The organism is Variovorax sp. KK3 (genome assembly GCF_001984055.1).
Lineage (GTDB): Bacteria > Pseudomonadota > Gammaproteobacteria > Burkholderiales > Burkholderiaceae_C > Variovorax.
In genome coordinates this window covers 1-2,372 of the sequence record NZ_LYVO01000166.1, presented here as the reverse complement: position 1 = coordinate 2,372, position 2,372 = coordinate 1, and the positions used below count along the sequence as shown (strand labels likewise).

The following is a 2,372-nucleotide window of genomic DNA, read 5'->3' as shown; positions in this document are numbered from 1 at the left end:
CCGCCGGTGGCCGACCCACCGCCCGGCGCGCGCGCCCTGGGGCGCCTGCATGCGCGCCGCCTGCGCGAGATCTACCGCTCGGCCGGCTGGCCGTGCTGCGACGAGATCGAGGTCGAACTGCTGGCCGCGGGCCTGCTGGAGCGCGTGCGCTCGGGGCAGGGGCACGAGACGCTGCGCGTCAGCGATGCCGGCATCGTGCACATCGCCGGCAGCCTGGTCGTCAACCGCGGCGCGCTGTCGCGCCACGAAGCCCTGGTCGAGCGGGTGGCGCGCGAGATGACGCGTGCCGGCCGCATCGCCTGGCGCGGCCTGGGGCTGCGCGCGCGCCTGCCGGCGGCGGCCGACGGCGACAAGCCGCGCTGGTGCATCGCGCGGCCCGACGTCTTCTCGATCCGCAACACCACCGTCGAGGCCTATGCGCAGCCGATCGTGCACGAGGTCAAGGTCAACCGCGCCGACCTGCTGAGCGACCTGCGCAAGCCCGACAAGCGCGCGGCCTACCTCGACCTGGGCGGCGAGTGCTGGTACGTGCTGGGCTGCGATGCCAAGGGCCGCGCCATCGGCGAGCCCGAGGAGATCCCGGCCGAATGCGGCGTGCTCGTGGCGCAGGGCGACCGTCTGGTGGTGGCGCGCGCGGCGGTGCACCGCGCCCAGCCGCGCATGCCCTTCAGCCTGTGGATGTCGCTGGCCAAGGCGCAGCCGGTGCCGGGCTTCGAAGAAGATTCGCAGGCGCTGCTGGCCGGGCTCGACATCTGAGGCGCCGCGGCCCGCGCGCTTTCGCACTGCCGCACTGCCGCGATGGGCGTCAGCCCTTGAATTCCTTCAGCTTGTTGTAGAGCGTCTTCATGCTGATGCCCAGCATGGCGGCCGTCCGCTCCTTGTGGCCCTCGCAGTGGTCGTAGGTCGCGAGGATCAGCGCCTTCTCCATCTCGTCGAGCCGGCTGCCGACGGCCACGCGCAATTCGGGCATCGGCGGTGCCGCGGTGCCGGGTGCGATCGATTCGGGTTGCGCGCTGGCCGCCGCGCGGCGCGGCACGGCGGCGGTGCCCGACGGCAGCCATTCCTCGCCGATCTCGACGTCGCCGCTCATCACCCACGCACGTTGAACGGCATTGCCCAGCTCGCGCACGTTGCCCGGCCAGTCGTGGCTCGCCAGCCGCTGCGCCGCCGCCTCCGAAAGGCGCTTGGTGCTGCCTTCCCGGCGATTCATCTGCTCGACGAAATGCTGCGCCAGCAGCTTCACGTCGCCCAGGCGTTCGCGCAGCGGCGGCATCGCGATCGGGAACACGTTGAGCCGATAGAGCAGGTCTTCCCGCAGGTGGCCGCGTTCCACGGCTTCTTCGGCATTGCGGTTGGTGGCGGCGATCACGCGCACGTCGGTCTGCTGCAACTGGGTGGAGCCCACGCGCATGAAGGTGCCGCTCTCCAGCACGCGCAGCAGCTTGACCTGCAGCGACATCGGCATCTCGGTGATCTCGTCCAGGAACAGCGTGCCGCCGTGGGCCCGCTCGAAGAAGCCCTGGTGCTGCCGCTCGGCGCCGGTGAAGCTGCCGCGCTCGTGGCCGAAGATCTCGCTTTCCATCAGGTGCGGTGAAATCGCGCCGCAGTTGATCGCCAGAAAGGGCTGGTCGCGCCGCCGGCTCAGGTCGTGGACCGCGCGGGCCACCAGTTCCTTGCCGGTGCCGCTCTCGCCCTGGATGAACACGGTAACCGCCGTGCCGGCCACGCGCCCGATCTGGTGGTAAACCTCTTGCATCGGCGTCGAGGCGCCGATCAGCGAGCCGAAGCGGCCGGTTTCGCGCCAGGTGTCGGTCAGCAGCGTGAACTCGGCGTTCAGCTGCGACGGCCGGATCAGGCGCGACAGCAGATTCTTCAGGTGCTGCGGGCTGACCGGCTTGACCAGGTAGTCCGCCGCGCCCAGGCGCAGCGCCTCGATCGACGTTTCCAGGCTCGCCTGGCCGGTCATCAACACCACCTCGGTGTCGGCGATCAGGTCTTTGTGGGAGAAGAGGGCGAGGCCGTTGCCGTCCGGCAGATGAAGGTCGAGCAGCAGCAGGTCGGCCGGCTGCATGGCCATGAAGCGGCAGGCATCGGCCACCGAGGTCGCCGTCGCCACGGTATGGCCTTCGCGCGCGACCAGGGCGGCCAGCATGCGTGCCGAATCCCGGTCGTCCTCGACGATCAGCGTATGTCCCACAGGTGCTCCTTCCAACGTGCGCCCCGCCGATCCGGACGCGCCTCCTGCGCGCATTGTGCTGCGCGGCGCGCTCGCGCATAAGCGCGTGAACCCGCGCCGTTGTACGACTAGGTGTGATGTCTCAATAGGTTGTTCACCCGGAAGGGTCTGGGAGACTGGAGTTACCACGCTTCAG

The 2,372-nt window shown here is 70.2% G+C and carries 2 protein-coding genes; one reads left to right on the top strand and one right to left on the bottom strand.

The features are described 5' to 3' along the window. A partial coding sequence (locus B0W80_RS33900; RefSeq protein WP_373039388.1) for a hypothetical protein occupies positions 1-756 on the top strand: 756 nt, incomplete at its 5' end. Positions 757-805: 49 nt separating this feature from the next. Here the strand turns inward: B0W80_RS33900 and B0W80_RS33895 are convergent. Next, positions 806-2,197, bottom strand: a complete 1,392-nt coding sequence (locus B0W80_RS33895; protein ID WP_077003521.1) for a sigma-54 dependent transcriptional regulator — start codon at positions 2,195-2,197, stop codon at positions 806-808. Between the last annotated feature and the right edge of the window lie 175 nt (positions 2,198-2,372).